The 5,491-nt window shown below is 51.3% G+C and carries 2 tRNA genes and 3 rRNA genes; all 5 read right to left on the bottom strand.

From position 1 onward, the window contains the following. Positions 1 to 2: 2 nt before the first annotated feature. Positions 3 to 118, bottom strand: a 5S ribosomal RNA gene (rrf, locus tag KUO17_RS09925). 136 nt (positions 119 to 254) lie between these two features. Continuing rightward, positions 255 to 3,145, bottom strand: a 23S ribosomal RNA gene (locus tag KUO17_RS09920). Positions 3,146 to 3,368: 223 nt separating this feature from the next. Next, positions 3,369 to 3,444: transfer RNA gene (locus KUO17_RS09915), tRNA-Ala, on the bottom strand. Between the two features lie 30 nt (positions 3,445 to 3,474). Next, positions 3,475 to 3,551 (bottom strand) — tRNA-Ile (locus KUO17_RS09910). Between the two features lie 65 nt (positions 3,552 to 3,616). Next, positions 3,617 to 5,153: ribosomal RNA gene (locus KUO17_RS09905) — 16S ribosomal RNA — on the bottom strand. Together the 16S, 23S and 5S rRNA genes with 2 tRNA genes alongside form the textbook arrangement of a ribosomal RNA operon. Between the last annotated feature and the right edge of the window lie 338 nt (positions 5,154 to 5,491).

Raw genomic sequence — 5,491 nt, 5'->3', positions numbered from 1 at the left:
AATCTTGACGATGACCTACTCTCACATGGGGAAACCCCACACTACCATCGGCGATGCATCGTTTCACTACTGAGTTCGGGATGGGATCAGGTGGTTCCAATGCTCTATGGTCGTCAAGAAATTCTGTTGCCAGAAGGTCTTTTAAGACACTCCAGCGAATCGGGTATGTGATGCTTTGTGAGTTACAAATCTTCGGCTTACTGTGTCTTCACAACACCGCAATCTGGCTTTCGCTCAAATTGCTTGGGTGTTATATGGTCAAGCCTCACGGGCAATTAGTATTGGTTAGCTCAACGCCTCACAGCGCTTACACACCCAACCTATCAACGTCGTAGTCTTCGACGGCCCTTCAGGGAGCTCAAGGCTCCAGTGAGATCTCATCTTGAGGCAAGTTTCCCGCTTAGATGCTTTCAGCGGTTATCTCTTCCGAACATAGCTACCCGGCAATGCCACTGGCGTGACAACCGGAACACCAGAGGTTCGTCCACTCCGGTCCTCTCGTACTAGGAGCAGCCCCTCTCAAATCTCAAACGTCCACGGCAGATAGGGACCGAACTGTCTCACGACGTTCTAAACCCAGCTCGCGTACCACTTTAAATGGCGAACAGCCATACCCTTGGGACCGGCTTCAGCCCCAGGATGTGATGAGCCGACATCGAGGTGCCAAACACCGCCGTCGATATGAACTCTTGGGCGGTATCAGCCTGTTATCCCCGGAGTACCTTTTATCCGTTGAGCGATGGCCCTTCCATACAGAACCACCGGATCACTAAGACCTACTTTCGTACCTGCTCGACGTGTCTGTCTCGCAGTCAAGCGCGCTTTTGCCTTTATACTCTACGACCGATTTCCGACCGGTCTGAGCGCACCTTCGTACTCCTCCGTTACTCTTTAGGAGGAGACCGCCCCAGTCAAACTACCCACCATACACTGTCCTCGATCCGGATAACGGACCTGAGTTAGAACCTCAAAGTTGCCAGGGTGGTATTTCAAGATTGGCTCCACGCAAACTGGCGTTCACGCTTCAAAGCCTCCCACCTATCCTACACAAGCAAATTCAAAGTCCAGTGCAAAGCTATAGTAAAGGTTCACGGGGTCTTTCCGTCTAGCCGCGGATACACTGCATCTTCACAGCGATTTCAATTTCACTGAGTCTCGGGTGGAGACAGCGCCGCCATCGTTACGCCATTCGTGCAGGTCGGAACTTACCCGACAAGGAATTTCGCTACCTTAGGACCGTTATAGTTACGGCCGCCGTTTACCGGGGCTTCGATCAAGAGCTTCGCGTTAGCTAACCCCATCAATTAACCTTCCGGCACCGGGCAGGCGTCACACCCTATACGTCCACTTTCGTGTTTGCAGAGTGCTGTGTTTTTAATAAACAGTCGCAGCGGCCTGGTATCTTCGACCGGCATGAGCTTACGGAGCAAGTCCTTCACCCTCACCGGCGCACCTTCTCCCGAAGTTACGGTGCCATTTTGCCTAGTTCCTTCACCCGAGTTCTCTCAAGCGCCTTGGTATTCTCTACCCAACCACCTGTGTCGGTTTGGGGTACGGTTCCTGGTTACCTGAAGCTTAGAAGCTTTTCTTGGAAGCATGGCATCAACCACTTCGTCGCCTAATGGCAACTCGTCATCAGCTCTCGGCCTTAAGATCCCGGATTTACCTAAGATCTCAGCCTACCACCTTAAACTTGGACAACCAACGCCAAGCTGGCCTAGCCTTCTCCGTCCCTCCATCGCAATAACCAGAAGTACAGGAATATTAACCTGTTTTCCATCGACTACGCTTTTCAGCCTCGCCTTAGGGACCGACTAACCCTGCGTCGATTAACGTTGCGCAGGAAACCTTGGTCTTTCGGCGTGGGAGTTTTTCACTCCCATTGTCGTTACTCATGTCAGCATTCGCACTTCTGATACCTCCAGCAAGCTTCTCAACTCACCTTCACAGGCTTACAGAACGCTCCTCTACCGCATCACCTAAGTGATACCCGTAGCTTCGGTGTATGGTTTGAGCCCCGTTACATCTTCCGCGCAGGCCGACTCGACTAGTGAGCTATTACGCTTTCTTTAAAGGGTGGCTGCTTCTAAGCCAACCTCCTAGCTGTCTAAGCCTTCCCACATCGTTTCCCACTTAACCATAACTTTGGGACCTTAGCTGACGGTCTGGGTTGTTTCCCTTTTCACGACGGACGTTAGCACCCGCCGTGTGTCTCCCATGCTCGGCACTTGTAGGTATTCGGAGTTTGCATCGGTTTGGTAAGTCGGGATGACCCCCTAGCCGAAACAGTGCTCTACCCCCTACAGTGATACATGAGGCGCTACCTAAATAGCTTTCGAGGAGAACCAGCTATCTCCGAGCTTGATTAGCCTTTCACTCCGATCCACAGGTCATCCGCTAACTTTTCAACGGTAGTCGGTTCGGTCCTCCAGTCAGTGTTACCTAACCTTCAACCTGCCCATGGATAGATCGCCCGGTTTCGGGTCTATACCCAGCGACTAAACGCGCTATTAACACTCGCTTTCGCTACGCCTCCCCTATTCGGTTAAGCTCGCCACTGAATATAAGTCGCTGACCCATTATACAAAAGGTACGCAGTCACCTAACAAAGTAGGCTCCCACTGCTTGTACGCATACGGTTTCAGGATCTATTTCACTCCCCTCTCCGGGGTTCTTTTCGCCTTTCCCTCACGGTACTGGTTCACTATCGGTCAGTCAGTAGTATTTAGCCTTGGAGGATGGTCCCCCCATATTCAGACAAAGTTTCTCGTGCTCCGTCCTACTCGATTTCATGACTAAGAGATTTTCGCGTACAGGGCTATCACCCACTATGGCCGCACTTTCCAGAGCGTTCCGCTAATCTCAAAGCCACTTAAGGGCTAGTCCCCGTTCGCTCGCCACTACTAAGGGAATCTCGGTTGATTTCTTTTCCTCAGGGTACTTAGATGTTTCAGTTCCCCTGGTTCGCCTCTTGCACCTATGTATTCAGTACAAGATACCTGACTTATGCCAGGTGGGTTCCCCCATTCAGAGATCTCCGGATCAAAGTCTGTTTGCCGACTCCCCGAAGCTTATCGCAGGCTACCACGTCTTTCATCGCCTCTGACTGCCAAGGCATCCACCGTATGCGCTTCTTCACTTGACCATATAACCCCAAGCAATCTGGTTATACTGTGAAGACAACATTCGCCGAAAACTTGTAATTACTCACAAATTTTACCTTAGCCTGAACATCACCAGTGAAAGTGCTGTCCAGTCTATCTTTCTATCACATACCCAAATTTTTAAAGAACGATTCTGATAAAGTTCAGAAATCAATATTCGATCCGAATATTCATTTCTAAGCTTTGACGGCTGCAAGTGGAGAATGGTGGAGCCAAGCGGGATCGAACCGCTGACCTCCTGCGTGCAAGGCAGGCGCTCTCCCAGCTGAGCTATGGCCCCGTATTGCTACAGGTTGTCACCACGAGTAATTGGTGGGTCTGGGCAGATTCGAACTGCCGACCTCACCCTTATCAGGGGTGCGCTCTAACCAACTGAGCTACAGACCCAATCGTCTTCTTCAATGAATCAAGCAATTCGTGTGGGAGCTTATGAGACAGCTGATGTCGTCGATTAAGGAGGTGATCCAGCCGCAGGTTCCCCTACGGCTACCTTGTTACGACTTCACCCCAGTCATGAATCACACCGTGGTAACCGTCCTCCCGAAGGTTAGACTAGCTACTTCTGGTGCAACCCACTCCCATGGTGTGACGGGCGGTGTGTACAAGGCCCGGGAACGTATTCACCGCGACATTCTGATTCGCGATTACTAGCGATTCCGACTTCACGCAGTCGAGTTGCAGACTGCGATCCGGACTACGATCGGTTTTGTGAGATTAGCTCCACCTCGCGGCTTGGCGACCCTCTGTACCGACCATTGTAGCACGTGTGTAGCCCAGGCCGTAAGGGCCATGATGACTTGACGTCATCCCCACCTTCCTCCGGTTTGTCACCGGCAGTCTCCTTAGAGTGCCCACCATGACGTGCTGGTAACTAAGGACAAGGGTTGCGCTCGTTACGGGACTTAACCCAACATCTCACGACACGAGCTGACGACAGCCATGCAGCACCTGTCTCAATGTTCCCGAAGGCACCAATCCATCTCTGGAAAGTTCATTGGATGTCAAGGCCTGGTAAGGTTCTTCGCGTTGCTTCGAATTAAACCACATGCTCCACCGCTTGTGCGGGCCCCCGTCAATTCATTTGAGTTTTAACCTTGCGGCCGTACTCCCCAGGCGGTCAACTTAATGCGTTAGCTGCGCCACTAAAATCTCAAGGATTCCAACGGCTAGTTGACATCGTTTACGGCGTGGACTACCAGGGTATCTAATCCTGTTTGCTCCCCACGCTTTCGCACCTCAGTGTCAGTATGAGCCCAGGTGGTCGCCTTCGCCACTGGTGTTCCTTCCTATATCTACGCATTTCACCGCTACACAGGAAATTCCACCACCCTCTGCCCTACTCTAGCTCGCCAGTTTTGGATGCAGTTCCCAGGTTGAGCCCGGGGATTTCACATCCAACTTAACGAACCACCTACGCGCGCTTTACGCCCAGTAATTCCGATTAACGCTTGCACCCTCTGTATTACCGCGGCTGCTGGCACAGAGTTAGCCGGTGCTTATTCTGTCGGTAACGTCAAAACAGCAAGGTATTCGCTTACTGCCCTTCCTCCCAACTTAAAGTGCTTTACAATCCGAAGACCTTCTTCACACACGCGGCATGGCTGGATCAGGCTTTCGCCCATTGTCCAATATTCCCCACTGCTGCCTCCCGTAGGAGTCTGGACCGTGTCTCAGTTCCAGTGTGACTGATCATCCTCTCAGACCAGTTACGGATCGTAGCCTTGGTGAGCCATTACCTCACCAACTAGCTAATCCGACCTAGGCTCATCTGATAGCGCAAGGCCCGAAGGTCCCCTGCTTTCTCCCGTAGGACGTATGCGGTATTAGCGTTCCTTTCGAAACGTTGTCCCCCACTATCAGGCAGATTCCTAGGTATTACTCACCCGTCCGCCGCTGAATCGAAGAGCAAGCTCTTCTCATCCGCTCGACTTGCATGTGTTAGGCCTGCCGCCAGCGTTCAATCTGAGCCATGATCAAACTCTTCAGTTCAATACTGCTTGGGTTTTGAGAAAACCCTAAACTTGGCTCAGCATACTCAAATGACTTACTTTCAAATCTTTCGATTTTCGTGCAGTCACTTGTGATGCTGATAATCTTTCTGACTATCAGTCTGAGCTCACAAGCACCCACACGAATTGCTTGATTCAGTTGTTAAAGAGCGGTTGGTTAAGAGCTTTTCGTCTCAACCGAGGCGCGCATTCTACGCTTTCCTCAGAGCCTGTCAAGCGTTTATTTTGAAGTCTTTCAGAATTTCTCTTTCAACTTCAAGCACTTGACTCGCTTCGATCTCTCGTTAGCGGGAGGCGAATTCTACAGCGTTTCAAACC

This window comes from Pseudomonas aegrilactucae (assembly GCF_019168305.1).
GTDB lineage: Bacteria > Pseudomonadota > Gammaproteobacteria > Pseudomonadales > Pseudomonadaceae > Aquipseudomonas > Aquipseudomonas aegrilactucae.
This window is presented reverse-complemented; position numbering and strand designations above follow the sequence as displayed.